Genomic DNA, 26,126 nt, shown 5'->3' on the forward strand with positions numbered 1-26,126 from the left:
GGCTCATCGCGAATGAGAGTGTAGGAGCGGTCTGAATCCGCCGGCTTCGAGGAGCGATCTGGCGACGTAGTGCGTGAGGTTCCGGAAGCCGAGGGCGGAACCGCGAAGGTGCTCGAGCCGGCCGTTGATGGCCTCCGTTGGGCCGTTGCTCGTTCCGGGGCGGTCGAAGAACGCGAGGATGTCCGCGGCGCGCTGCTTCAGTGTGCGGCCGAGGCGACGGACCTCTTTGAGCAGCGCGGGGACGCCGTTGCTGACAGAGTCGATCACCGCCCGCATCATCTCCTTCGCCTTGTTCTTGTCGGGTTCGCGGTAGGCGGCGACGATGCGCTGGTAGATGCCCCAGGTCGCTTCGACCTCGACGTGCTCCTCGGCGGCGAACACCGCGTCGAGCCGCGCGGTCTGCTTCTCGGTGAGGAAGCTCGCGCCGGTGTGGAGGGTGCGGCGGACCCCGTAGAGCGGGTCGCCGGCGTGACCGCGGTGCCCGAGGGTGTCTTGTTGGACGCGCTGCCGGGTCCGGTCGAGCGCGTCGCCGGCGAGGCGGACGACGTGGAACGGGTCCATCACCGGGACCGCGTCGGGGAGCTCTTCGGCCGCGGCGGTCTTGAACCCGGAGAACCCGTCCATCGCGACCACCTCGATCCGGCTCGACCACTCCGCAGGCCGGGCGGCGAGCCACTCCTTGAACACCTGCTTCGAGCGGCCCTCGACCATGTCCAGCAGCCTGGCCGGGCCCGTCTTGTTCCTCGCGGGGGTGAGGTCGATGATCACGGTCACGTACTTCTCGCCAAACCGTGTGTGACGCCAGACGTGCTCGTCGACACCGATCGTGGTGACCCCGTCGAACCTCGCCGGGTCGTCGATCAGGCGACGCTTGCCTTCGGCGATGATCGCGGTGTTCGCGGTATGCCACGACACCCCGAGCCCTGCTGCGGCGCGGGAGACGGTGAGGTGGTCGACCACGATCGCCGTGAGTGCCCACCCAATCCCGCCGCGGGAGATCTTCTCCCTCGGCGCCGCCGCCTTCGACGTGTCCTGCCGCCAGGTCCGGCGGCAGTGCGTGCACCGGTAGCGGCGCACCCGGACCAGCAGCGTCGTCGGCCGATGCCCGAACGGCTCATGCGCCAGCGGCCGCGTCACCGTGTCACGCGGCACGCCCTCCGCGCCGCACTTCCGACACCACGGGTCGTCCTCGACGACGCGGCACTCCAGCACCGCCCGATCAGGCTCGAGCAGCTGCCCGACGGCCTGAAGGCCGAGCTCGTCGAGACGGCAGAACGTGGTCAGGTCAGGGGTCGCGAACGTAGGGTGGTGCAAGTCGAGGTCTTCCGGCGGATGGTGAGCGTGAGAACTTCCATCCTGGAAGACCTCGACGCCTATCCGCGAACCAGCCGGCGGTCCCGGGCTACACCCTCAACTGCGAAGAGCCCTCAAAGTGATGTTCTTCACGAACCCGCTGACTCGGACCGCCTGGTCCACGAGCGTGTCCGCTTCGCGGAAGCCGCGGGGTCGTACGGCATCCAGGGGGGTCCGTTGGGTCACCCCTGCGCCAGAATTGTGTCTTGAGCAGGCGCGCGTCGCTGGAGGATTCCTTGACGGCCTCCCAGGCGAGCCTTGACTGCGATCGCGCTCTCGCATCCAGGCGGCGCGATGGGGCTTCCTAACATCGACACGGCTCACGCAGGGCGATAACCGCGCACGTCGCGCGGACGCCCAATCGATTTGGGCGCGAGTTCGGCTGGGCCCGGGATGCGGAAGCAATCGCGCCGCCGAGCAGCAACGCTCGGTGCCAGTGCCGCCTGAAATCTTGGTCAAGAGCGGGCCCTTATGCCACGACATCGATATGTCCAGCCGATATGCTTTCCAAGCGCAGCCGCTCCGTGTAATGATGTTCTGACATTGATACGTGGAGGGCGATGTGGCTCAAGCGGAGACGGCATTGCCGTCGGATTTCTTCCTTGATCTGGACCGCTCGAGTCCGGTTCCGCTTTACCACCAGATCGCCACTCGCCTCGAAGCCGCGATCCGCGACGAGACGCTCCCGGCCGCTTCGCGAGTGGAGAACGAGATCTCGATGGGCCAGCGATTCGGCTTTTCGCGACCGACCGTTCGGCGCGCAATCCAGAATCTGGTCGACAAGGGCCTGCTGGTGCGCCGACGGGGCATCGGCACGCAGGTGGTTCATGGCCAGGTCACTCGGCAGGTCGAGCTCAGCAGTCTCTACGAAGACCTCGACAGCACGGGGCAGCATCCGACCACCATTGTGGTCAGTCACGTTCGGATGACCGCTGACGACGCAGTTGCGCGTGATCTGAGCATCCGCAAGGGGGATCCCGTATTGCGAGTCGTCCGCGTCCGGTATGCCGACGGCGTTCCGCTGGCGGTGCTTGACAACACACTACCGCCGGATTTCGTGGACTTCACGGAGGAAGAACTCGCATCTCGCGGCCTGTACCAGCTGCTACGCACGCGAGGAGTGAGCCTCCGAGTGGCCAAGCAGCGGATCGGAGCCCGCTCGGCAACCGCGAAGGAAAGCGAGTTGCTGTCCCTCCCGAAGGGTGCCGCTGTGCTTACGATGTCGCGCACCGCGTTCGACAGCTCGGGGAAAGCGGTCGAGTTCGGCCAGCACTGCTACTCCCCCGGCCTGTACTCCTTCGAGATCACGCTGGTCGACAGATAGGTCGGAGGTTGGTGCGGCTCGGCCCCCTATGAGCCCATCCGCGCGAACCACAAGAACCGAAGCTTTTCGGTCTTCGCAGCATCGGCCTCCAGCCCCTGCTCCTCCTGCTGCACCGTTACCACCGGCTAATAGAAGTGTCTGGTCATAGCAGCACAAGGCGTCGACGGGCTAAGACTGCGGTGAAGCCCATGACGATCGGCACGGCAAGAGTCCACACGAGGACCTGCCCAGCACGGCCCTGCACCGGCGAGTTCTGGATGCCGATCCACGCGCATGCCATCAGGCCGTAGACGGCGCACCCGTACTTCGCCGACCCGACAGTCCAGTGCAGGCCAGATCTTCGCCCGTCGACAACGTGCTCAAGGCCCCTTGTGAGCCACAACCCGTGGCTCATCGCGATCACGAGGGCCACCACGACGATACCCAGATCGGGGCCCGCAGAGCCCCGGGCAACTGCAATCGGGAGTGTGAGGATGCCGGCCGCCAGCATCGCCGCGCCTGTTACCGCTCGACCGCGAAATTCCGTGCCCAGGAGCTGGCCCGTGGTCATCGCGAGGACGATCGCCGAACCGCAGAGCCCTATCGCCAAGGGGTCTTCCGTCGCCGTTCGCCTTGCGACTAGCCACGTGAGGATCGCGGCGTATGAGCCTACGATCGCGACACCGGGAGAACCCACATACATTGCCTGAGCTTCGGAAGGGGGCGCGAGCATACCAATCCCGTCGAAGGAGGGCGGAGGTAGCAGGACCATCCCCAGGGAGACGATCAGCACGAGCAGTGAATGAGCTGCCATCGACGCTCCCAGGCTGTCCGCCGACGCGGCGCACAGAGCTGCCGCGAGCATCGGTCCCGCGGTCGCAGCTGTCACGATCGACGCTTTGGCCGCCAGCCCTCGGTGCGCCGTCAGGCCGAGAGTGGCGAGGCGTGAGCTTGCGACGATGGTAAGCAGAGCGATGGCCACGCCCGAGAGGGCGCGCGCGGCCATCAGAGCCGGCAGGCCGCCCGCCGCGGCGAGTGCGGCGCTCGCTCCCGCGGCGACACATGCTGCGACGAGAGAGAAGCGAGTCACCGTGAGGGCGTCCGGCACGCGTCCGCTGACTGCCGCATGAGCGACCAGCACCGCGACTACCGACAGGCAGTAGACCCGAAAAAGCTCGACCAGCATGCGAGAGCCACCATGGATCCCACCCTCGAACGACCCCGCCAGCGGATTGACAAGGGTCGGGCCGGCCACGGCAACGGCGATCGCTGCGGCGCTCAGCGCATACTGCGGCGCCACGCTGGACGTGTGCGTCGGCATGGTACCTCCTTACGGCGACGCGACGTTGCGGTTGGCATCGACCGCGAGCCAGGTCATCTGATTCGCGGCTGCTCGTAAATGTGGAGACTCGGGGAATACGGGCCTGTTGAGATTCGAAGACGCGCTCGAGCGCACTGGCGACGCGAGCATAGCCCGTTGATCGCGGCAAACCTGGCAGAGCGACAGGGCCGCGCGGCGACGCCTCTCAAGGAGCGCGTAAGGCCTTGGCCCGGGCCGCGAAGTGCCGGACCGGAGTGCGACTGAGGGCCTCGACCTCGCGTTACAACCGCCGTCGATACGACCGACCCGCTCGGACCGCAAATGGACGGTCCGGGCGGGTCGTCGCGCGCGGTCAGGCTTGGCTCTCGTATTGGGCGATCTCGGCCTCAAGCTCGGCCATCGCCTCGCCGCCGGCCATCAGGTCGGTGATCTGCTCGCGCGTGCGCTCGCCCTTCATGAAGTCGTCGGCCTTGCGCCCGTGAATCAGCACGGCGAACCTGTCACCGACCGTCATGGCGTGCAGTACGTTGTGCGTGACGAACACCACCGCGATGCCCTTTTGACGGGCCTGCATGATGATCTTCAGAACGTGCGCGGCCTCCTTCACGCCAAGCGCGGCGGTCGGTTCATCGAGGATCAGCAGGCGCGCGCCAAAGTAGACGGCCCTCGCGATCGCAAGCGACTGCCGCTCGCCGCCTGACATGCCACCAACGAGTCGATTGCCGTCGTTGATTCGGGTGATGCCGAGGCTCTTCAGTTCACGGATCGCGACCTTGTTCGCGGTCGCCTTGTCAAAGTACTTGAGCGGACCCCATCCCTTCGTCGGCTCCGCGCCGACAAAGAACGACCGGCCGACGCTCATCAGCGGGAAGGTACCGCCGTATTGATGCACGGTCGCGATGCCGGCCGCGCTCGCGTCGCGGGGGCTGGAGAACACGACTTGCTTGCCGTCGACTTCAATTGTGCCGGTCGTGGGAGCGTGGTAGCCCGACAGAATCTTGATGAGGGTCGACTTTCCAGCGCCGTTGTCGCCGAGGAGACAGAGAACTTTTCCAGGCTCGATTTCCAGCGAGATGTCCGCGAGGGCGTCAGTGCCAGCGAAGCTCTTACCCACGCCGGTGAGCGTCATCAGCGGTTCGGTCATTTCACGCCTTCTTTCCGGAGGTCTTCTTCGGACCGGACGAGAGCGCAAGCCGGCGGAAGGTGTTGTTCATCAGCACGGCAGCCAGCAGCAGCGCACCCAGGATGAAGCTCGCCCAGTCGGAACTCCAGCCCGTGTAGTAAATACCCTGATTCACAATCGCGAACGTGATCGCGCCAAGCACCATGCCGATCACCGAGCCATAGCCGCCGGTAAGCAAGACACCACCGATGACAACCGCGATGATGGAGTTGAACACGAACGACTGGCCGTTGGTGGTCTGTGCGCTGTTGTACATGCAGGTCTGGATCACGCCGACAAACGCGGCACCAAGACCGCTCAGCACGAAAAGGGTGATCTTGACCCGCGGCACCGGGATGCCCGTCGCGCGTGCGCTGTCTTTATCGCCCCCGATCGCGAAGACCCAGTTACCCCAAGGGGTCATCTGGAGCACCCACGCGATCACGAGCGCCACCGCAATCGCCCAGAAGATCGCGACCTCGAACTGGCCGCCGACGAGACTGCCGAACAAGTTCTTAAACACGGGATCGACCGTGATCGGAACGCTCGTCGTCCCGGTGATGGCGCGCGAGAGGCCGAGCGTAATACCGGCGAGACCGAAGTTCATGCCCAGCGTCACGACAAACGAAGGCACATTGGTTCGAGCCGTGATGATTCCGTTCACGAGGCCGGCGAGTGCACCGATCCCAAGCGCCGCGACGAAGCCGATGATCATGGGAAGCCCCAAGTAGCCCGAGATGATTGCCAATGTCATCGAGCTCGCCGCAAGCACCGAACCGACAGAGAGGTCGAGCTCCCCCGCGATCATCAGCAGACCCACAGGGATAGCGATTATTAGCAATTCGGATGCAACGTTCAGCCACGCCGACGCCCCGCCGATGGACAGGAAGTTCTGTCCGCCGACGATGGAGAAGAAGACGAAAACCAGAACCGTGCCGGCCAGAGCACCCATTTCCGGGCGACGCGTCATTCGCTGGAATGGAGATTCTTTCGCTTCGGGCGGCGGCGAAGGCATCGCCTTTAGCGTCGCGGTGGACAGATCGATGGACATTGACATAGCTCCTTAAGTTCGATGGCGAACCGATGATCCGCGGGCCGGTGACGGGAACTAGTGCAAAGTGTGTTCGCGTCACCGGCCCAACCAATCAGCGGACGCCCTCCTTCGCGCCGTCGATGGCCAGCTCGACGTTGTCCTTATCAACCACGAGGGGACCGGTGAGGATCGGCTTCGTCGGCAGTTCGATGCCCCACGCGGCGTACTGGAAAGCGGCCGAGACCGAGTAGTATCCCTGCGCGTACGGCTGCTGGTCGATGCCGGCGAGTACCGTTCCGGCCTGTATCGCCTCGAGGGTCTTCGTGTCGGTGTTGAAGTGGACGTACTTGATGTCTCCGGCATTTGCCTGCTGCAGAGCTGAGAGACCCGCGTCGATGTCAGACCCGCCGACTGTTGCCATTCCGTTCACGTCGGGGTCCTGGGCGAGCGCAGCCTTGATAGCCTGCGCCACCGCGGTCTGGTTGCCGAAGCTGGATGCCGGAAGGGCCAGTTGCGTTGACGTGCCGCCGGACTTTGACAAACCTTCGGCGTAGCCTGCGCAACGATCTTCCAGGTTCTGAGCCCCGGGAACAGTGTTGACACAGATGGCCTTCGTCACACCGGCCTCACCTGCCGCCTCACCGCCGGCGACGCCCGCGAGAAACTCGTCCGTACCGATGTATGTCATCGCACCCACGTTCTCCGCGGCTTCCATCCCACCGGCGTTGTAAATGATTACCGGGACGCCGCTCGCGACCACCTCCTTGATCGCCGGGTCCTCCGCCTCGGGTACCCAGTCGGGCACGACAATGGCGCTGGGGTTCTGTCCCGAGGCGTTCTTGATCAGCTGAGCGACGTCCGGACCGAGGTTGTTGTAATTCTGGAGGGCGAGGTACGTCACCTTGCCTCCGTTCGCCTCCACGACCCGCTTCGCATCATCCACGCCGCGCTTGACGGTTGAGAAGAACGAGTCATCGGACGCGCCGCCGATGACGACGATGTTGATCTCGCCGCCGCTGGTGCTGCCGCCGCCGCCGTCACCGCCGCCGTTGTCGGATGTCGCCGACGTGTCGGAGGGGGCACCGGCAGGAGTACAGGCGGAGAGGGCCGCGACGACCAGCGCGGCGGGGATCGCGAGCGAGAGCAGTCGAAGGCGCTTGGCTGCCTGGCTGCTTGCGAACTTCGAGACCTTCATGGGCTCGGGTCCTTTGGTAAGTTTCGAGTCAGCGGCTTTGCTTCCGAATTGGCAGCTGCGTTGCTGAACCGGGTGAGACTGATTGTAGTGAACATTGGCAATATGTCAAGACATACGATTATCACGTCCAAGATTGGTCTGGCGTGGGCCGGCCGACAGGAGACACGAGGCGACTGTCTGCGAAGCCCTATGCGTGCATCTGCCTGCGACAAGGGGCCCAGTCGCATTCGCCCCCACCGCCATCAACGGCCGGCCGCGGCCGCCTCCATGGATAGCCACGCACCAAACTGTGCTAGGACGTAAGGTCCGGTCGAGAGATCCGCGGAACGAGGGTCGGGACCGAAGACTCCCCACAACGGGTGGCCCGGTTCATGGCGGTGCGGCCCGTAGGCGTCGCCATCCGGGTCATTTGCGGGATGCGAGGAGAGGTCCGGCAGCCGATCGAGGTGGATCAGCCCTGGGGACGACCCCGCGAGCAATGTAGTCTCGAACTCGCCGGCATGGTCCGGGGGCAGCGGTGACGCGGGGTACCGGTTGACCGCCGTCGCTAGCACCCGAAGAGCGGAGTCCGACGCATTCCACGAGGACTCGAGTTCGTCAATCATGTCGAGTTGCTCGGGTGCGAAGTGACCGCTGAAGACAACGGCGGTGCTGATCCCGAAGTCTTCCAGCCGCGTGAGCGTGGCGCGCAGATGCGCCTCGATCCCCGTGCCATCGGCCATCATGATCGTCCACGGATAGTGGCCGTGCCCGCCGCCGAAGCCCTGGAACACCGGCGGGAGCACGATTCCGCCTCCCTGCTCCGCGGCCGAGATACAGACTGTGTGCGCCGTGAGGGCATCAAGTCCGATCGGTAGGTGCGGCCCGTGAAACTCGAGGGTTCCCAGCGGAAGGTAAGCGATCGGCTGCGCCGCGACACGCGCGTCAAGTTCCTTGAGCGAGAGGAACTCGGCCCGAACCTCGTCGAAGGCACTCACTTGTAGTAGTTCCGGATCCAGCCGTGCTCAGCGAGCTGCGCACGCAACTCCTCGGGAAACGGCTCGCCGTCGGAGTAGCCGACGTTGCGTGCGATGTTGCGGTCGCTACTCATGCCGGCGATCACCGTGGAGACCTCGGGCGAAGCGAGTACGTACTTGATGGCGGCCTCGGCAAGCGTCGGATAGTACGGCTCAGTGACCTTCTTTAGGGCCTCGACCCGGTCGAGCGTCTCCGTGAATCGCTCACCGCGGAACATCTCCTTCTGCTGCGAGCCCTCCTCCCAGGCATCGTAGGTGTCGCGCGTCCACAGCCCCGATAGCGAGCCGGAGTCGAAAGCAACGCGGTCGATGATCGCGGTGTCGGTCTTGCGGACGGCCGGGAAGAGCCCGTCCACCGGCCGCTGCTCGAATAGGTTGAAGATCACCTGGATCGAGTCGACCAGGCCGAGTTCGGCTAGCTCGATCCCCTCGTCGGGGCGGTAATCGCGTATCGATACCCCGATCTTGTCGATCTTGCCCTCGACACGCAGTTCGTTCAGCGTCTCTAGCCATTCGAGTTCGCTGATGCCTGAGCGCAGCCAGCAGTGCAGTTGCAATAGGTCGAGACGCTCGACGCCAAGGCGCTTCAGCGAGGCCTCCACGTGCTCGCGCAGGTACCAGGCGGGGTAGCGGCCGCGCATCTGCGGGTCGTCGTCGTCGGGGTTGGGCCACTGGATCGGTTGGGTCTTGGTCGCGACGTAAATCTTGTCGCCATCCCAACGACGCAGCGACTCGCCGACGACCTTCTCGCTGCGGCCGGAGCCGTAAAGCTCCGCCGTGTCAACGAAGTTGATTCCATGCTCGTATGCGGTGAGCAGGGCCTGCACCGAGGCCTCGTCATCGACGGTGCCCCACTGGCCCCCCAGCTGCCACGCGCCGAATGAGATCTCGCTGACCTTCCACCCTGTGCGTCCGAAGTGGCGGTATTGCATGATGTGCCTTTCTGTGTTGGTGTGCGCTCAGCGCGCGAGGCGAATGGACACAGGCGCTGCGGGAGCGCCCGCGGGATAAACGCTTCCCAGGGTGGCGGCGCCGTCGTCAGTCAAGACAACCGTGCTGGCGCGCAGGATGTCGCCGTCGGTCGCGTCAAAGTCAGACAGTTCTGCGAGTGTGAGCCGCCAGCCTGCGACGTTAGCGGTCAGCACCCCGCGCAGGCCGCTGCGTGTCACCTGAAGGTCTCGGAGCGTGACATCGAGGACGCCACGGTGCCCGTAAAAGTGGAGGGCGCCGCCGAAGCGATAGACATCGCCCTCGGCGTGGCCTGGGAAGCGGAACACCCGGTCGTCGCGGACCACGCCCTCGAGCGTCTCAGCACGCCCGTCGGGCAGCGACTCGACGTAACTCAAGAAACTTTCGCGCACGCTCCACTCGAGCTCGGCAGCAGTCCAGGCGCTCATGCGGCGAACTTCACCGGAAGCTTCGCGAAGCCGCGGATGAGCTGCTTCGTGAATCGCTCGGGCAGACCGACGATGCGCACGGATGGGCCTTGTACCAGTTCCTCCACCAGCACGCGAGCGCAGAGCCGAAGGAACGGTGCACCCATGCATGCGTGCGGACCCTCACCGAACGTCATGATTCGGTTGGCTGGAGTGATCTCCCTCGCGATGTCGAACACGTCTGGGTTCTCGAACACCCGCTCGTCACGGTTCGCCGAACCCTGCAGGAACGTCACGCGCGAGTTCGCGGGGATCACCGTGCCGGCTACCTCGACATCCTCGGTGGTTTGGCGCGAGACGTTCTGGCCGGGAGTGTCGTAACGGAGGCACTCCTCGATGAACGCCGGAATGAGGCTCGGATTCTCACGCAGGAACGGCTGCAGTGAGGGAAAGCGGTCCAGGATCATGACGACTTGACTCATGAACGCTGCCGGCGCATCGCTGGCCGCTGCGAGGACGAGGTGGGCGAGCCCGACCTGCTCCTCCGAGCTGACCTTTCCGGCGTGCACGGCCAGGGTGATCTGCGTCATCGCGTCGCTTGCAGATGTATTGACGCCCGCCTCGATCTCAGCCTTGCGCGTAGCGAAGCGGTCGGCGATCATTTCCTCTGTCTCGAGGACGGCGTCGACCGCGTCCTGGGGCACGCCCGGCGCACCCACGACGCGGACGAGTTCACGCTCAATATGGTCGACGAAGGCGGGAACGTCGCTCATCGGACGGCCGAGAAGCATCACCGCCATCCCGACGCCGGTCGGGAAGCCGACCTCCGCGGTAAAGTCTCCCCCACCCTTCTCCCAAAACGACTCGAGGAGGTTGCGGATGTACTCGCGCATCCCGTCCTCCTTGGCGAGAATCTCACGGACGGAGAACGTGCGACGGATGGCCGCGCGCAGGGCCGTGTGCCGGGGCGCGTCCATCGTCACGAGGAACCCCTCCCCGAAAGAGTCGTGCGTGCCGTCAATATCGTTTCCGCGGGCACTGGAAAAGCGCTTGGCGTCGGCGAGGCAGGCGCGAACGTCCGCGTAGCGGGAGACAAAGTACACCCCGCGCTCCTCGTTGTAGTACACCGGGGCCTCGTCGCGGAGACGTTTGAACAGGTCGTAGGGATAGTCGTAGTCGGCATATGAGAACGGGTCGTAGTGCAGGGTCAGGTCCTTGGGGACAAGGCTGCTATCGGCCTGCACGGCGGTCGTGATTCCCGCGATCCGCGCGGAGTCGACATCCGACGCCGCGACCGACGGCTCATGTAGCGCCTTCGCTCCCGCATCCGTCGGCGCTTCCACCGCCACGCTGCTCACGACGTCCGATCCGACTACCTCGTCCGCGACCACCACGCGCGCCCACTCCAGAGCCCGGTCGTTCGGCAGCGTGCCATCGACGGCGTCGTGGCGGCCGTAGTCCCCAACTCGCGTGGCGCCCAGGGCGGCCAGGCGCGCGTCGATGTGCTCGCTTCCGCGACTATAGAACTCGTACGAGCTGTCGCCGAGCCCGAACATCGCGTAGCGGACGCCGGTGAGATCGGGCTGTTCAGCGTCGAGCAGTTCGGCGAACGGCTTCGCACTAGAGGGCATCGCGCCCTCGCCGTGAGTCGAGCACAAGACCAGCGTCAGGTTCTCAGGCCGCAGGTCCGCCGACGTCGCGTCGGTCATGTCGACCGCGCGGATCTTCAGATCGTCGGAGAACTCCTCGACGAGAAGATCGGCGATGGTCTCGGCATTGCCCGACTCGGTGCCGTAGAGCACCACAATCTCGCCAGGCCCGGCAGCCTCGTCCTCGGGAACGGGCGATGGGGCAGCCGCGGCAGCGGCCTCCGGGTCGAGGTCCGCGATAATGCGATCGGCGACCATTCGCGCGTCCGCGCGGTTGGTGGGGATGGTTCCGACTGGGCCGCGACGGATCCAGCCGACGCAGTACAGGTTGTCGCCGAGCACCCCCGCGTCGATGTCGGTCGTGTCTGACTCGAGGGTGCTGCGCAGCAGCACGTCATTCGGAATCTCACGGAAGCCGACGGCGGTGCACACGGAGTCGGTTTCGATCTTTAGGAACTCGCCCGTGCCGGCAGAGTCGCGGAAGATCGCGAGCTCGACGTCGCCGTCACCCTCGAGGTGGTCGGGCGTCCACCCAAAGCTGAAATGCACCTCACGGCGCGCTTCCGCAGGCGAGGCGTCGACTATCTCGAACACGGCCGCTGCCCGCGGCGAGTCGGCCGCCGTCGAGCGATCCGCATCGGTGGTGAAGCGCACGTCGGCGAGGCGTCCCAGCTCCCGCACCATCGCGACGTCGAACTTAGCCTGGTCTGCACCCGAACGACCGACGACGTCAATTCGTTCGACAGTGCCGATGGCGTCGATGGCGTCGTCGGGCACACCCACTTCACGCAGCCGCTCCGGCGTGCTGAGAAAGAGACGGACCAAATCAGCCGAGACGTTGCCATTGCCAACAATAACCGTGCGCCGGCCGATCCGGATGACGTCCGAGCGACGTCCGGGGTGACCATTGATCATCCGGGTCACCTCGCCCGACCCATAGACACGGCCATGGGTAGCGGCGCCGCTGGCGTCGTGGAATCCGTCAATCGTGCGGTCACCCCAAAGGCCAGTGGCCAGAACCACCGCGTCGTACTCTGCGCGGAGTTGCTCGATCGAGATGTCGCTGCCGATCTCGACCCCGCCGATGAATTGGACGCCGTCCTGCTCGAAGAGCCGGTCGAACTGCTTGGCGATGCCCTTCGTGCCAAGGTGGTCGGGCGCGACCCCGTAGCGAATAAGACCGAACGGCGTGTGCAGCCGGTCGTAGACCACGATGTCCGAGTCGGCCCACGTCTTGCGCAGGAACTGCGCCGTGTAACAACCTGACGGTCCGCTGCCCACGATGGCGATTCGCGGCTGCCCTGCCTGCGATGACCGTGCGTTCTTCACTCGTACCACGCTCCTTTGCTTGCGTCCGTTATGGGTAATGTAATGTCATCCCAACGTTGGCCTGGGCGCATGTGGCGGATTCGACCCCGACCTCACTTTCCTGTGAGACAACTCCCTCCCAACTTGTCTGATCCCGAGTACAGGTGCTCCGGCATCCGACATGAGAGTTTTCGGTGAGCGGGGAGCACGTACAAGGGACAATGAAGCTATGGAGCCGTTCGCAGTCGAACACGACTCACCGCTAACCGCGTGGGGACAGGTCCACCGCGACATCCGGCGACGCATCGACGCTGGCGAGTTCCCGCCCGGATCCCGCATTCCGTCCGAGGCGGACCTGGTCGCCCGCTATGGAGTCAGCCGGGTTACGGTCCGCCGCGCTATCGAAGCCCTCGGCACCGACGGCTACGTTCACAGCCGTCGCGGCTCTGGGACCTTTGTCAACGCGCGCGAAGACCTGATTCGCTGCGAGGTAGATTTGTTGCGCCCGTGGCGCGAGCAGTTGCTTGCGAGCGGATATGTCGCGCGATCGCGACTGCTGGAGTACGAGCGGCATGCCGTGGTGCCCGAAGACCTGCGACGTCGGGTTGAATACGATCACTTTGGGGCGCTCAGCTTCGGCTTGCACCTGCAGGAGGTAAATGGCGTCGCGATCGCCATCACCGAATCCTGGATCGCAGTCGGCACGGGTACGGTTGACTGGGAGATGCCTCGCAACGCGATCGTGACGGCGTCCAGCAGCGTCAACGTCGTATTCGCACATGCGCGCCAAGCACAGCTGCTCGCCACCTATCACGACGTCCCTCTACTTGAGATCGTGACTGCGAGCCGTTTGCGCGAGACCGGGGAGTTGGTTGAGCTCGCACGCACTGCCTGGGTGGCAAGCCGCGTGCGCTTCACGTACCGACGCACGCTTACCGCCGGCCAAATCGACATGTCTGAGCTGCTTCCCTAGAGGGGACGGTCGACGAATCGCCCTCCCATACTCACATCGCTCGGTGGCGAGGATGGCGTTGACGGGGAACGCGGTCGATCTGACCGATGACGATCATCAGCTCGTTCCGGTCGGCCAGCGAGCCGCGTATCTCGAACGGGCCAGCTTCGCGGGATAGACCGGCACGACCGTCGTGGCGCCGCCGACAGCGATGCCGAGGATCACACGGCCGACAACTAGGATCTCGAACGGCGGCACTAAGAAGCAGTACAGCGTGCCGGCTGAGTAGGACGGCCAGGGCGATGATCGCCCATGGCGTCAGATGTTCATCAAACCCGGATCTTCCTCTCGTCGTCCGTCAGGACGCGGTATTCGACCCGCTCCGGCTGGCCGCTTCCCAGCGAGGACGCGGCAGCCTCGGCGATCGCCTGCGCCCGCAGGCCGTCCTCGAGGGTGACCGGCGGCTCCGAGCCGTCGCGCAGAGCACGGACAAAGGCGTCGAGCGCCGCCGCGTAGGTCGGGCGGACCCGCTCGAACCATCCGGCGTGCAGGCCGTCCGCCGCAGTGGCGGTTGCGCCGTAGCGCACCACGTTTCCGGCTGTGTGGCGGCGGGACTCGACGAGGCCGGTCGCGCCCATCACCTCGATGCGCTCGTCGTAGCCGTAGCCGGTGCGACGCACGCTGTCGATCTGGATGAGCCCACCACCGGGCAGTCGCAGCGTCGCGACGGAGGTGTCGACGTCGCCGTAGTCGGTGATGCGGGGGTCCGCCAGCGCCGAGCCCGCGACGTAGACCTCGACGGGATCCTCGCCGCAGATCCAGCGCGCCAGATCGAAGAAGTGGACCGTCTGATCCCTCATCTGTCCACCCGAGACGCGGACGTACTCCAAGGGCGGCGAAGCCGGCCCCCGCGAGGTGAGCTGGACCAGCTCGACCGGTCCGACCTCCCCCGCCTGCACGCTGCGTCGCAGCTCGGCATGGTCGCGATCGAATCGCCGGTTGAAGTCCACCATCGCCGGGATGCCGCTGGCCCGAACGTAGGCGACGGTCTCGCGCGCCGCGCCGAGGTCCAGGTCGATCGGCTTCTCGACGAACGCCGCGATCCCGGCATCCGCCGCGCGTCGCAGGTGCTCGGCGTGCGTGTCGGTCGACGACGCGATCAGCACCGCGTCGATCCGCTCGGGGTCGAAGACCTCGGCGAGATCGGTCGCGGGCCGCGCGCCGTATTGCGCCGCCATCGACGCGGCGCGGGCGGGGTCGATGTCATAGACCAGTTCGAACGCGACATCGGGATGGGCGGCGAGGTTGGCGGCGTGGACATTGCCGATGAATCCTGCGCCGACGAGAGCGAAGCGCTGCACCGTCATCTCCTCCGTCACGAGACCAGGATGTCGACGAGGCCGCGGATCGTCCGGGCGACCTCGAGGAGGTCGCCCTCGGCGCCCTTGGTGGAGAACATCTCGGACGCCCACCATCCGTCGTACCCTGTCGACTTCACCGCGTCCACCCACTGTTGCAGCGGGATCGCGCCGCCGCCGATCACGACGTCGCGGTGGACGCTCTGATCGGGCACGTCGTTCGCGCGGTCGAGGTCGAGGCCGTCGGAGATGTGGACGACGCTGATGAGCTCCTTGGGAAGCGCGGCGACCTCCTCGAGGGTGTCGCCGACGGTCCAGAAGTGCCAGGTGTCGACGGCGAGGCCGACGTTGGGACGACCGGCCTCCTCGATGATGCGCAGGGCCTGCGCGCAGCGGTTGATGTTGGACCACGCCAGCGGCTCGAGGAAGATGCCGGCGCCGTGGTCGGCGGCGATGTCGGCGGCGTCGCGGACGTTGCGGGCGACCGCCGAGACCGCGTCGGCATCGGAGAGACCGAGGGTGCCACGGTAGCGCGCGTCGTCGGCCGTGAGCCGGCCGGCCTTGAAGTCCTTCACGACGTTCCAGTCGACGGGGCCCGTGCACACCTGCACGATGGGTGCGCCGACGACCTCGGCCACCTGCGAGAGGCGCTTCACGTCGGCGAGGAAGCGCTCGCGCCCCTCGCCGTCGCGCTCGGCGTCGAGCGCCGCGCCGACGCCGGTCACCGTGATGCCCTCGAGGTGGGGCAGCAGCGACTCGGCCGAGAAGCCGGCGTCGAGGTAGCGGAACAGCTTGGGCGTCTGCAGCTCGATGCCGCTGAACCCCGCCTCCTTCGCGATGCGGATGTCGGTGAGGATGTTGCCGTGGAACGTCGTGGTGACGTTCATCGAGACCTTGCTCATGTCTTCCTTAGGGCGAGACGACGACCGCCGGCGTCGGAGAGACGTCGGCGGTCGTGCGGATGGGTGTGCGGGGTTCAGCCGATGATGGGCTGACCCCATTTCCTAGGTCCGGTGGTTCTGAGAGTCGTCCTGTTGCCCCGTGGTTGCGGGCAGGGAGACTGGTCAGATCATGTCGAACAGTAGGAAGCGTCACACCCCGGAGCAGGTCGTTCGCAAGCTCGGTCAGGCCGACCGGATGCTCGCCGATGGCGCGGATGTCGCGGCGGTGTGTCGGGAGCTCGGGGTGTCCGAGCAGACGTACTACCGGTGGCGTAACCAGTTCGGCGGCCTTAAAGCCGACGACGCGAAGCGCCTGAAGGAGCTTGAGAAGCAGAACGCGACGCTCAAGCGGCTGCTCGCGGAGGCGGAACTGGAGAAGGCCGCGCTGAAGGAGCTGGCTGAGGGAAACTTCTAGGCCCGGGCAGGCGCCGCGCCGCCGTCGCTCACCTGATCAGGACACTGCAGGTGAGCGAACGGATGGCGTGCCGTCTGGCCGGGCTCTCACGCTCCGCATACCGACGCCCACTCAAGGGCGACACGGTCGCGGACCCGGACCGCGCGTTGCGTGACTGGCTGCGCGCCTGGGCGAAGAGCCATCCCCGCTACGGGTACCGGCGGGCGTATCACGACGCCCGCGCCGAGGGGTGGGTCGTGAACCACAAGAAGATCCAACGCCTCTGGCGTGATGAGGGTCTGCGCGTCCCGCAACGGCGTCGACGCAAACGCGTCGGATCCTCAACGGCCGACGCGCCGACGGCGGACGCGCCGAACGTGGTGTGGGCGGTGGACTTCCAGTTCGACGCCGACGAGCAGGGCCGGCCGATCAAGATCTGCTCGATCGTCGACGAGCACACCCGTGAATGCATCGGCGGGCTCACCGAACGGTCGATCACCGCCGACCGGCTCACCACCCACCTCGAAGACCTCGTCGCCGTCCGCGGCGCCCCGGCCGTGCTCAGATCGGACAACGGACCGGAGTTCATCAGCGACGCGATGGCCGACTGGGCCGGCACCCGCACCGGCCTGTCCTACATCCCGCCGGGATCGCCGTGGCGCAACGGGTACGTCGAGTCGTTCAACAGCCGGATCCGCGACGAGTGCCTCAACATCAACAGCTTCTACTCGCTGCTGCACGCGCAGGTCGTGATCGGCGACTGGAAGGACGAATACAACCATCACCGCCGGCACTCCTCGCTCGGCTACCTACCGCCCGCCGAGTACGCTCGGCAATGCACCCATCAAATCGAAACCGACGACTCACAGAGCGTCCGGACCGAATGAAGGGGTCAGCCCAGTTTCACTAATGAGCGACGCCTATGCTTGCAGTGCGCTATGGACGTGGTTGAGCAGACGCAGCGTGACCTTGACGCGATCCGGGCGCTTCTCTCCACCTGACCGACGCGACTTTATCGTTCAGCCATTATGACCGGCTGTAATCGTCGCAGACGCGCTTCTTTGTGCAGGTTCACTGGTGTGGCGTCGATAACACGCCGCACCATCTCCGCGAGGAAGTAACCCGGCTGGAGATCAGCGGGGGGCGAGCTCGGTGCGGATCTCGACGCGAGGCAGGTTCGCTAATGCTTCCTCGACCGCCGAGAGCTCGACGCTTTCCTCCGCTGCTTCGTCGCCTTCGGTCGGTGTAATCCCGGCCTCGGCAAGGGGGTCTTCTCCGTCGCCAGGGTCGTCGTTGCCTTCGTCGACGGCCAGATGCGCTCCGTACTCAATAATGATGAGAGCAACGGCGTGATAGGCATCGTCTTCCCGGCCAAGCTTCTGGAGTAGGTCGATTAGCCACTCGGCTTTGTCAGGCGACTCGTTGAAGATCGTGGAACGAAGCCCGTACACAAAGCCGAGCGCTGCGAGGGGATGTCGGAGCCGAAGGTTCTTTGCGTCGCCGTACGACTCTTCGACCCGGTTGGCAGCGTTCTTGCCGAAGCTGGAGTCCATCCGTTTCGTACTGATGAGCAGCTCAGGTCCGGCGACCCAGTTCGACATGACCACATCGACCTGCTTGAGGTAGTTCTTCCCCAGGATGCTGGCGCTCGATGCTGCTGCGCCGGCCGGGGGTGTCTTGGCGCGGAGGCGTTTCCAGAGCGCTTCTCGTTCCTTGGCGGTGACTCTCTCGAGCAGGCTGACCACGGGGCCGGGAAGAATTCGTGGCGCGGTCGGGCGGGGCCACACCGCATCCGCGTCAAAACCGGCGCGGCGGAGTTCATACGAGAGCCACACATCGAGCGCGAGTGCCGGGACACCCGTCGTGGTGGGCGCCTTTAGGTAGAGCGGAACACCAAGAAGGCGGTTAAGTGTGGCGTAGTCGGGTTCGTAGAAGAGGTTGCCGTCAGGGCCCTTCGCCCACGGGTTGCTGTGGACGTCTTCTGGTGCCGCGTCGGCGACAATGCGGTCGAAAATGGCCCAGGCTTTGGCCTTAGTTGACGGTTCAGCGGCCACTTCGTCCCCTCGCTGTGCGTCGGTCTGTCATAGTCGCGTGAGCTTCCCGTACTCGATCCAAGTCGGCTTCCGTGACGACGCCCGCCTCTGTGAGCAGGACGCGGTCCACGAGTTCAACGGCTTGGGCGAGCTTTCCACGCTGCAGCAGGGGCGCGACCTTCGCTTTGATAGCGCGGAGTGCGTCGGCGTGCGCCTGGACGTGTTCGTTTGAAGGCATGGCCCAGACATCGGCTTCGCGGGGTTCGAGCTTGAGAATCCCGCCCCCGTACGAACGGCCGACCATTTCAGCGTTCAGAAGAGTGACGGAGTTGAGACTGGCGAGAGGCAACAGCTCTCTCCCCAGCTCCCGAGCATCGTCCTTGAGGTAAACGCCGTGGACGGAATTCAGGTGCCCGGCCTGTGCGCTGTTGGTGGTCAGTCGTGGAGTATCTGCGTTCATGCAGGTCAGTAGCAGGTCCGCTGGCGGCAGGAGCGGGACTTGATACCAGGGCTTACGAACCCGGCACTTGTATGCCTCGTCGACGCCGGCGAGATGACCGGTCGCGATGTATGCCTCAGCCGCGGGAGATGGCGTCTCGGACGGGCGGAACAGCCAGGTCGCCTTCCCCTTCTGCCCGAGTCGGGTCAGGGCATCGCTGGAGAACTCCAGTCCACGGAGATGCGAACTGCCAGGCGGGGAGAGCCGGATCAGGTCTTTGCGAGTCAGACCGAGCTCTTTCACCCTTGCGGGTGAGAGTGCGAAGTACCGGTTGTTGCCGGTCACCATCCCGAGCGTGGTGTCGCCCCAGGCTTCGAGGTTGGTGAAGTGTCCGCTGGCTTTCAGTGTGCGGAGCGGCTCGATCGCGTCCGGGTCGACGAGTAGGCCGGTCCACTTTGCTGCGGGGTCCAGTGGCGTCCAGGTCAGCGGGCCGCTGAGCGTGGAAAGAGCGTCGGCGTCTTGTGCCTGATAGATGGTGGCGTGGTCGGTCGGTCCTTCGTCAAACCCGTCGGCGAGTAGAAGGACGACATCGGCCTCGGCCTCGGGGAACACCTGCTCGGTGAACAGCACTAGCTCTACATTGCGGAAGCGATCGAAGAGGAACTGTCTGACGGCGGCGGCGTAGTTCACGCTGAGCAATTCGGCGGGCAGCACGAGCCCCATCCGGCCGCCGGGTTTGAGGAACAGTGCGGAGTGGACGGTGAAGGCGGCCCAGCTGGAGGCGAGCGCCGTCAGCGCGACGCCGGCTTTGAGCGCCGCAGCGCGAGCACGCGCACGGGACTCACCAGTGAATTCCTGGAAGCGGATATACGGCGGGTTCCCGATCACCACGGAGTAACGGGGCTCAGGTTCAACGAGGAAGAAGTCGCTAACGATCAGGTTGGGGTCTCCCCCGGCATCCTTGACCCGAGCTCGCGCAACATGGGCACTATGCGGATGGATCTCTACCCCATCCACGCGAGGTGCCTCGCTGCCACCGCCGGCTAGCTCTCCCAGACGTCGTACTGCCTGCACAAGGAACGCAGCGTCACCGGCTGACGGTTCCAGCACCGTCTCCTCTGAAGTGCGGATGGCCCAGTTCGTGATGTAGCGGGTGATCGCCTCCGGAGTGAAAAACGCACCGCGAGCCTTCCGCAACTGAGCCGTGTCGACAGCGGCGGGTGCGGACGAATCGAACATGTCTTCATTCTGCCGCAGCCATCAGACATCCATACCGAAGCCACGCCCGACAGCGCAGCTCAAGTCGTCTCCGCCGACCCTGTGACCGCGTCCCGCCGATGCGCGCGGAGGAGAAGAACGACGCTGACTGGCCCGACGATAGTGAACTTGAGCGCGTTCCAGCAGCACAGCAGCACGGGGATGTTGAGCCAGCCGGGGCCGCCATCCTCGATCAGCATCGATGCAGTAGTTCGCTGCGAGAAGGTAGGGCGCGGCGAGAAGCATCGCGGGGATGCCCCACTTCAGGCCGCGGCGGGTGCGGATCCGGTCGAGCAGGATGTTAGTGGGCGTGTAGCGACGCAGGTAGTGGCGGGCTTGCGTGCTGAGGGTCCAGAGCAGTCGGATCATGGCGTTGTCCTCTCGCGGCACGGTCAGGTGACGAGACAGTGCGTGGAGAGTGGCCCGAGGGGCCTGTCCGCGAGGGACGCCAGATCAAGGAGGAATGTGCCTCTCCCCCAGGATAGGACTTTCCGGTGGTACCGGGAAGAAGAGGCAGCGCCCGTGTTTGGGCGCTACTCGCGCACCTGCCTGCCACGCATGATGGGGGCTGGGAATGGTGGCGATCACTTCTCTTGGCGGGGATGAACGCTCCGCGCGGGTCGCCCCCTGGCTGCGACTGTGGAGCCCGACGATGCGGTGACGGGCGGGCTCGTCGCTGTGTTCGGTGCCGTCGATTCAGTGCGGCTCGCCGCCGTTACTGGTGGGGTCCCGAAGACGGTCGATGCGGTCGAGGCCGGGCTGTGGCGCCGCAAGGCTGCGCCGCGCATGGTTCCCCGCACGGTCGCGCAGGCGCTGTCGGAGACTGACCGTCTTGGACTACGCGTCCTCTTCCCAGCGAGGACGAGTGGCCGACTGCACTCAACGATGTGGGCGCGCGCCCGACTGTGCTGTGGCTGCGAGGCGCCGTCTCCTTCCTCACCGCGCCGGCGAGTGATCGCGTGACGATCACCGGTGCCCGCGCCGCCACCGGCTACGGCGAGTATGTCGCCACGGAAGAGGCCGGTCACCGCTCCGGTTCCTTGAACGTTGCCGCCCGCTGCTGAACTCGGGCGCGCAGTCGGGGCGGTGTCAGGGCCTGTGACCAGCGCCGCCAGTTCCGGCACGCACGGCTCCTGAACGAAGGCTTCGCTTCCCTCGTCACCGGCAGTGCCGACATCGCGGCACTCCTCGACCCGCTCGTGGGCGGTGGCGGGCAGGCATTCAGGCATGAGCCGAACATCACCCCGTCCGCTCGTCGGGAGGGGCAGGCTCTGTGGGCAGCCACCGATCGACATCGCGGCTGGTGTCGTACGTGATCCCTACGCTGGGGTCATGACCTTCACCGCTCTGCATCGCGCCCTCGGGGCACCTCCTGGACCGCTGACAGACGAACTGCTGGACGCCGCGGTGAACAGCGGTGTCATGGAGACGAACGATCTGGACTGGAAGTCAGAGCTGCCCCCGGCGAAGGGACTACCGCAAACAGACTTCCCCAAGGACGTTGCAGCGATGGCGAACAGCGGCGGCGGCGTCATCGTGTTCGGAGTACGCGAGTCGCAGAAGGCCGCGACAGAGCGAGTCGACGTCGGAGAGTTCGATGAAGGGTACGAGCGATCCCTGCGCTCCGCAGCGATCACCGCTATCTCCCCGCCCGTCTTCGGCCTCAACGTGCACCGTCTCGGAACCGAGGGTGCTCGCGCTGTCGTTGTGGAAGTGCCGGCCAGTGTGGACGGGCCACACCTGATCTACCGCAACGACTACTTCGGCGCTCCGGTGCGCAACGACTCCGACACCGTTTGGATGAAGGAACGCCAGATCGAGGCGATGTATCGAGCTCGCTTCGATGAACGCCGCCACGCCAGCGAAGCGCTCGACAGTCTGTATGACGAGGCTGCGGGCAGCCGCGCCACGAGCGAACGCGCCTGGCTGATCGCTGTCGCCCACCCGCGCGTCCCTCGACTCCACAACCGCTTGACGCGCGACGGCGCGCGCGATGTGCTGACCAAGGCCGAAGGCCTCGCCTTGTTCTACGCCGGACGTGGCGGTGTGCACCCGCTGGAAAACGTCGACCGGCATAACCCACGACCGGGGTTGCGCCGTTGGGTCGCCGTCAACACCGCAACGGGCGAGCGATCGCTGTGGAAGGAAGCATGGGCGAGTCTCCACCACGACGGATCAGTCACGCTCGCAGCCGCAATCGGCGGCCACCGCATGAGTAGCGACGGGTACTTCGAGGGATCGCAGGTCCAGTCGGACGCGGTGGAGTGCGGCGTCGCAGACGTGATGGCTCTCATCCGGGCGACTGCCGACGCGACGGGCAACGACGAGTACGACGTGCGCGTCGGGATCGAGTGGACCGGATCAGAGCCCCTGACGATCCTCACGGTGGATAACTTCGGCGATTCCTACGGTGGTGTCTCAACACCGTTGCACCGCTACATACCTGTCGAGACCACCGTGAACGCGGTAGAGGCCGACCTGGACTTCTACTGGCACGTCCACGACCTCGCTCAAGATTGCGTGAACCAGGGCGGCGTCTCGAACGTGCGGATGATCCAACCACCGGAGCGGACCGAGTAGCCGAACCGCTACAGCGACGGCCTGACGCGCTGCGGTCCGGTGCGCCGGGCGCGTTCCTGCTCTGACTGCTCGGCCTGGGCGAGGTTTTGTGCCCGGGTAAGCGCAGCGCGGGCGCGGGCGGCGTCGATCTTCTGCGTCTCGGCTTCGGCGGGTGCTCCGAGGGGCGCGGGTCCGGTGATGCCGTAGCGGTCGCGGTAGGCGGCGATGGTGCGCGCGGCGTACCGCCATGCGTGGGCCGCTCGTGCAGTCTTGGGAGGGGTTCCGAGTTTCGTGATCCACTCGTGTCTCTCGGTGAGTGCGGTGTCGAGGAGGGCATCGGCTCGGGCTTCGATGAGGTCGCGTCGCTCGGTCAGCGCTTGCCGCATCTCGGATGGCATGGTGCCGGTGGCTTCGGGGATGAGGCCCGCGATGAGACGTGGTGTTCTGCGTGCGCGCCCGGCTCCCGCTGGCCTGGCGGTCGCGCGAGCGAGACGGTAATGCAGGACCGCGGCGATGTCGTCGGCGTCCCCGAACCCGCGCGCTCGCACGAGGCGTGGCAGCAGGTTCTCGACGTCGTGCTGGTTCGCCTCGGCACGGCGGAGCTCGGCGGTCAGTGCCCCGAATGCGGGTGAGGTGATCGCGTCCTCGGCGTCGTCGTCGCTGAGCCCAGACGAGCGGACGAGCGCTGCCCAGCGGTCGTGTTGGGCGGCGGCGGCCAGGGTCTCGTACTCGGCGGCGAGCTGTGCGATCGATGCCCAGGTGTCCTGTTCGGCGGTGAGCGTCTCGTGCGCGGACAGCTCGGCACCGACGTGCTGCAGCACCCCGAACAACACGGACCGGGCGGACGCATCCTCGTTGTCGCCGGGGTGCGGGCCGTCGTGGGCAGGGTCAGGCTTATCGACGGCGACGTAGGCGATGTTCTCCTCGCGGCCACGGGTCATGGCGACGTAGAACGTCTCTCTGGTCATCGACGCATCCGCCAGGACGTGCGAGGAGTCCACGGTGATGCCCTGCGCCCGGTATGACGTCACGGCGTAGCCGAGGTCGAGATGCTCGGCCGCGTACTCGGCCGGGACCACGACCGACCCGCCCCACGTGCGCCCTGCGCGGCGGAGGGTGAGCGCGCCGTCGTCACGGACCTCGGTGACCGTCCACCTGTCGCCATTACGGACCCAGGACCTGCCCGCGCGGAGGCGGCGGTCGTTGCGGCGGGTGATGACGGTATCCCCGGCCGCGGCACGGGTGCCGTCGTGCAGTTCGACCTCACGGCGAGCGTTCACGGTGCCGTCGAGGATCAGATCAGCGCGTGCCCTGTTGTTGAGTGCCTGGACGGATTCGTTGGAGTCGGTAACGAGGACGCTGGCTCGCCCGGCGAGGGTGTCCGTACGCCAGGCGGTGTAGGCGGCGTCGATCATCTCCTCGGTCTCCCCGCCGATTACGCGGCCGTTCTCGGCGTAGGTGTCGATGACGTCGGTGCGGCCGTGCCGCAGCGCGAGGGATGCGGTCTTCTCCCACACGTTGACGAACCGGTGCACGTCGACCAGCTCCGGGGCGTCCTCGCGGTCGTGGACGAGGAGGGAGAACGCGCCACCGGCGGTGACGGACTGGAGCTGGGCGTGATCCCCGACCAGCAGCACCTTCGCCCCGGCCTCCGCCGTCAAGGCGGTGATGCGGTCAAGGGAGAGCGTGCCCGCCAGCGATGCCTCGTCGACGATGACGAGCTGACCCTTGCGGAACGTCTCGCCGGTGCGGTCGTGGGTGTCGAGCCACTTGGCCGAGTTCTCGGTGGGGATGCCGAGGTCGTCGGCGAGAACCTGCGCCGCGACCGCAGAGGGAGCGAGCCCGACCACGCTGCCATGTCCGTGCTCGTGTTCCCACGCTCGCCGCAGCGCTGACATCGCCGTGGTCTTCCCAGCCCCGGCCGGGCCGACCAGCACGTCGACCATCCGGCCCGAGAGCGCGATCTTCGTCAATGCGGCTCCCTGGTCTTCTCCGAGCATCCGGCCCTTGCTGTCGGGCCGCTTCGTGACACGTTCGACGGTCGTCAGCGGCACGGTCGGGGCAGTGGTAGTGCGGGCGCGCTCGAGGAGGCGGTCTTCGGCGGCGAGCAGAACCTCGGAGGAGAACAGCGCGGAGTGCTTTGGACGGAACACGCTCGTGCCGTCCGGCCTGCGGAATGCGGCCGGGCTGGATGCGAGCTCGGGCGGGGTCAGGCGCAGCGACGCGGCTTCGGCGGCGTCCACGATTAGTCCGACGATGGCTTCGCGATCCTCCGTCGACGCGAACCGATGTCTCATCGTCTGCCGCGCGGCCTCGGCAGTGAGGTTCCAGCGATGCCAGGTGGAGCGCTTCTCACCGACCGCGGTCACCACGTCTTGCCCGAGCGATGCGATCACATCCAACGGCACGTCGTCGGCGCGCAGCAGCAACGGCTCCTCGTTCGTCGTCACGCTTCGCGCCCACGAGGTCGCATCCGACCCGAGTATCTGTCCGGCCCGTTCCCGCCACGAGGCAGTGAGATCGGCCAGCGACCGCACCTCCTTCTCCGGCCGGGTCGAGAGGGTGGCTTGGGCGCGGAGCTTCATGATCGTCGCCGGCGACGGCCGCCGCCCATGCTCGGAGACATAGTTCTCGATGAGCCGGTCGGTTTCGGTGTCGATGTGCCGGGCGCGAGTGGAGAACTCAGCCACCAGCGCCTCCGGCACCCCGGTGATCGCCCACGCCGGGTTCCGGTCGCGGCCCATGTCGCGCGCCTCCCACGAGACGCCGAGCATCCGGGTGAGGTGGTCAGCGAAGACGGCCTCGTGCAGTTCGGAGAGGGCGACGACGGCGGCGTGCATCGGTCGCCCGTCCAGCGACCGCCATTTGCCGTCGAGGACGGTCTGCACCTTGTTGCTGATGACGACATGCGTGTGCAGGTGCGGGTCGCCCGCCCGGCTGTCGTAGTGATCGAACGCCGTGACGATCAGGCCGCGGACGTCGACCTGTGCAACCGCGCCGTCGCCGCCGGTTGCGCCCGTGCGGGTGGCTGAAACCTCCCGTTCCATGAACGCAACCATCTCCGCAACCGCCGCATGATGCGCATCCGCGATCAACGCCTGCGTCCCGGCATCCGCAACCGCCCAGAGTGAGCTTGCGGACTTCGGGATGCTGAACGTGAAGTCGAACCCCGCAACCGCCCGTCGCGTACCGCGCTCGGCCTCCTCCGTTTCCATGGCCGCGACCGCTGTCGCGCGTCAGACTTTGTGGCAGGACCATTGATTGAGTCCTGAGCGGAGAGTTCGACATGGGAAGACCACCTGTGATCCCGGTGGAGAAGAAGACGAGGATCGTGCTGAGCATCCTCGCCGGCGAGATGACGATCGCCGAGGCGGCCAGGCGCGAGAAGGTCAGCGAGCAGTCGATCGGCCGGTGGAAGGCGGACTTCCTCGAGGCCGGGAAGACGAGTCTCGCGGCGGGCAAGAACGGGCCCTCGAC

The 26,126-nt window shown here is 66.0% G+C and carries 22 protein-coding genes; 6 read left to right on the top strand and 16 right to left on the bottom strand.

The features are described from left to right. Positions 1-3: 3 nt before the first annotated feature. Complete coding sequence (locus tag H563_RS0113710) at positions 4-1,314, bottom strand: ISL3-like element ISPfr18 family transposase (RefSeq protein ID WP_022882454.1); 1,311 nt, start codon at positions 1,312-1,314, stop codon at positions 4-6. Positions 1,315-1,915: 601 nt separating this feature from the next. Between H563_RS0113710 and H563_RS0113715 the strand changes: the two genes are divergently transcribed. Further along, a complete protein-coding gene (locus tag H563_RS0113715) occupies positions 1,916-2,677 on the top strand; it encodes a GntR family transcriptional regulator (protein WP_022883154.1) in 762 nt (253 codons plus the stop codon). A 142-nt stretch (positions 2,678-2,819) separates the two neighbouring features. On the opposite strand, the gene H563_RS16900 is transcribed toward H563_RS0113715, so the two are convergent. The 8 genes from H563_RS16900 to H563_RS17515 all read right to left on the bottom strand — a co-directional run bounded on the left by H563_RS16900 (position 2,820) and on the right by H563_RS17515 (position 12,737). Next, positions 2,820-3,977 carry a hypothetical protein gene (locus tag H563_RS16900; RefSeq protein ID WP_022883156.1) on the bottom strand — a complete coding sequence of 386 codons (1,158 nt, stop codon included), beginning with the start codon at positions 3,975-3,977 and terminating at the stop codon, positions 2,820-2,822. 352 nt (positions 3,978-4,329) lie between these two features. Continuing rightward, the gene (locus H563_RS0113730; protein WP_022883157.1) at positions 4,330-5,121 is read right to left on the bottom strand and encodes an ATP-binding cassette domain-containing protein; all 792 of its coding nucleotides are present in this window, start codon (positions 5,119-5,121) and stop codon (positions 4,330-4,332) included. 1 nt (position 5,122) lies between these two features. Further along, positions 5,123-6,190, bottom strand: a complete 1,068-nt coding sequence (locus H563_RS0113735; RefSeq protein ID WP_022883158.1) for an ABC transporter permease — start codon at positions 6,188-6,190, stop codon at positions 5,123-5,125. A 94-nt stretch (positions 6,191-6,284) separates the two neighbouring features. Continuing rightward, on the bottom strand, positions 6,285-7,367 hold the full coding sequence (locus H563_RS0113740; protein ID WP_022883159.1) for a substrate-binding domain-containing protein: 1,083 nt from the start codon (positions 7,365-7,367) through the stop codon (positions 6,285-6,287). Between the two features lie 242 nt (positions 7,368-7,609). Further along, entirely contained in the window at positions 7,610-8,344 is a 735-nt protein-coding gene (locus H563_RS0113745) for a creatininase family protein (protein ID WP_022883160.1), read from the bottom strand. Then, positions 8,341-9,315 (bottom strand): aldo/keto reductase, encoded by a 975-nt coding sequence (locus H563_RS0113750; protein WP_022883161.1) that lies wholly within the window; start codon positions 9,313-9,315, stop codon positions 8,341-8,343. Before H563_RS0113750 ends, H563_RS0113745 begins: the two co-directional genes overlap by 4 nt. A gap of 27 nt (positions 9,316-9,342) precedes the next feature. Then, positions 9,343-9,780, bottom strand: a complete 438-nt coding sequence (locus tag H563_RS0113755; RefSeq protein ID WP_022883162.1) for an HtaA domain-containing protein — start codon at positions 9,778-9,780, stop codon at positions 9,343-9,345. Further along, a complete protein-coding gene (locus tag H563_RS17515) occupies positions 9,777-12,737 on the bottom strand; it encodes a cytochrome P450 (RefSeq protein WP_155865257.1) in 2,961 nt (986 codons plus the stop codon). The genes H563_RS0113755 and H563_RS17515 overlap by 4 nt, the downstream gene beginning before the upstream one ends. Before the next feature lie 208 nt (positions 12,738-12,945). Here H563_RS17515 and H563_RS17520 point away from each other — a divergent pair, with 208 nt between their 5' ends. Then, a complete protein-coding gene (locus tag H563_RS17520; protein ID WP_022883165.1) occupies positions 12,946-13,689 on the top strand; it encodes a GntR family transcriptional regulator in 744 nt (247 codons plus the stop codon). 96 nt (positions 13,690-13,785) lie between these two features. Here H563_RS17520 and H563_RS17785 read toward each other — a convergent pair whose 3' ends face one another. The 3 genes from H563_RS17785 to H563_RS0113785 are packed head-to-tail and all read right to left on the bottom strand — an operon-like array spanning position 13,786 to position 15,928. Continuing rightward, positions 13,786-13,941, bottom strand: coding sequence for an MFS transporter (locus H563_RS17785; RefSeq protein WP_407635324.1), 156 nt, complete (start codon positions 13,939-13,941; stop codon positions 13,786-13,788). A 56-nt stretch (positions 13,942-13,997) separates the two neighbouring features. Further along, positions 13,998-15,029 (bottom strand): Gfo/Idh/MocA family oxidoreductase, encoded by a 1,032-nt coding sequence (locus H563_RS0113780; protein ID WP_027479474.1) that lies wholly within the window; start codon positions 15,027-15,029, stop codon positions 13,998-14,000. A 14-nt stretch (positions 15,030-15,043) separates the two neighbouring features. After that, a complete protein-coding gene (locus H563_RS0113785) occupies positions 15,044-15,928 on the bottom strand; it encodes a sugar phosphate isomerase/epimerase family protein (protein WP_022883168.1) in 885 nt (294 codons plus the stop codon). A 169-nt stretch (positions 15,929-16,097) separates the two neighbouring features. Between H563_RS0113785 and H563_RS0113795 the strand changes: the two genes are divergently transcribed. Then, a protein-coding gene (locus H563_RS0113795; protein ID WP_155865262.1) for an IS3 family transposase occupies positions 16,098-17,248 on the top strand; the annotation gives its coding sequence in 2 pieces (ribosomal slippage) (positions 16,098-16,368 and positions 16,368-17,248; 1,152 coding nt in all). Positions 17,249-17,494: 246 nt separating this feature from the next. Here H563_RS0113795 and H563_RS17120 read toward each other — a convergent pair. Genes H563_RS17120 through H563_RS17125 form a run of 3 tightly spaced genes read right to left on the bottom strand, consistent with a single transcriptional unit; the run spans position 17,495 to position 20,459 of the window. Continuing rightward, positions 17,495-18,415, bottom strand: a complete 921-nt coding sequence (locus tag H563_RS17120; RefSeq protein WP_245556861.1) for a hypothetical protein — start codon at positions 18,413-18,415, stop codon at positions 17,495-17,497. Continuing rightward, a complete protein-coding gene (locus H563_RS0113805) occupies positions 18,405-20,072 on the bottom strand; it encodes an HsdM family class I SAM-dependent methyltransferase (RefSeq protein ID WP_022883171.1) in 1,668 nt (555 codons plus the stop codon). The genes H563_RS17120 and H563_RS0113805 overlap by 11 nt, the downstream gene beginning before the upstream one ends. Before the next feature lie 21 nt (positions 20,073-20,093). Next, a complete protein-coding gene (locus tag H563_RS17125; protein ID WP_407635323.1) occupies positions 20,094-20,459 on the bottom strand; it encodes a hypothetical protein in 366 nt (121 codons plus the stop codon). A gap of 536 nt (positions 20,460-20,995) precedes the next feature. Here H563_RS17125 and H563_RS17790 point away from each other — a divergent pair. Continuing rightward, positions 20,996-21,154, top strand: coding sequence for a hypothetical protein (locus tag H563_RS17790; protein WP_022883172.1), 159 nt, complete (start codon positions 20,996-20,998; stop codon positions 21,152-21,154). A 268-nt stretch (positions 21,155-21,422) separates the two neighbouring features. Then, entirely contained in the window at positions 21,423-22,670 is a 1,248-nt protein-coding gene (locus H563_RS0113820; protein ID WP_022883173.1) for an AlbA family DNA-binding domain-containing protein, read from the top strand. Positions 22,671-22,678: 8 nt separating this feature from the next. On the opposite strand, the gene mobF is transcribed toward H563_RS0113820, so the two are convergent. Further along, positions 22,679-25,864, bottom strand: a complete 3,186-nt coding sequence (mobF, locus tag H563_RS16930) for a MobF family relaxase (RefSeq protein ID WP_081416320.1) — start codon at positions 25,862-25,864, stop codon at positions 22,679-22,681. A 71-nt stretch (positions 25,865-25,935) separates the two neighbouring features. Here mobF and H563_RS16935 point away from each other — a divergent pair. After that, positions 25,936-26,126: helix-turn-helix domain-containing protein (locus H563_RS16935; RefSeq protein WP_155865260.1), on the top strand; the 191-nt coding region annotated here is incomplete at its 3' end.

Origin of the sequence: Gryllotalpicola ginsengisoli DSM 22003 (genome assembly GCF_000419445.1) — a bacterium.
GTDB classification, from domain to species: Bacteria; Actinomycetota; Actinomycetes; order Actinomycetales; family Microbacteriaceae; genus Gryllotalpicola; species Gryllotalpicola ginsengisoli.